Genomic DNA, 619 nt, shown 5'->3' on the forward strand with positions numbered 1-619 from the left:
TCGTGTTCGCCCTTCCCCGTACCGCCTGTGGTGTGAACGTCCCGCACGGCATACATCTGACGAACATTTCGTCTGCCTAGCATGCGGATCTCCGTGTCCGCGGCCCCGCCTGCCCGCGGCTGCCGTCCACGCCGCCCCGTACGAGAGGACACCAGATGGCGCTGCCGGGCCGCACCGGACGACCTGCCTCCGCGCTCGCCCCCACCTCGCACGACGCCGAACTGCGCACCGCCGCCCGCCTTGTGTCACACCGTCGCTTCCTGACCGTCACCGCCGCGGCAGCCGCCCTCGCCTTCTCCACCGGCCTCCCGGCGCGCGGCGCGTTCGCCGCGCCCCGGCTCGACACGGCGGGCATCACCGAGGACCCGTTCACCCTCGGCGTCGCCTCCGGCGACCCGCTGCCGGACTCGGTGCTGATCTGGACCCGGCTCGCCCCGGCGCCGTTCACGCCGGACGGCGGTCTGGGGCAGCAGCGGGTGGAGGTGGCCTGGGAGGTCGCGCTCGACGCGTCCTTCGCCCTCGTGGTCCGCACCGGCACCGCCCTCGCCCACCCCGAGTACGCCCACAGCGTCCACGTCGACGTACGAGGCCTCGACCCGGCGACGACCTACCACTACCG

Annotated in this window: 1 protein-coding gene; it reads left to right on the top strand. The window is 73.8% G+C overall.

Features of this window, described 5'->3' with window-relative positions:
* Positions 1 to 155: 155 nt before the first annotated feature.
* The coding region (locus LPA54_RS35015; RefSeq protein WP_228984640.1) for a PhoD-like phosphatase N-terminal domain-containing protein at positions 156 to 619 on the top strand (464 nt) is incomplete at its 3' end.

It is taken from the genome of Streptomyces sp. DH12 (assembly GCF_020873895.1).
Classification (GTDB): Bacteria; Actinomycetota; Actinomycetes; order Streptomycetales; family Streptomycetaceae; genus Streptomyces.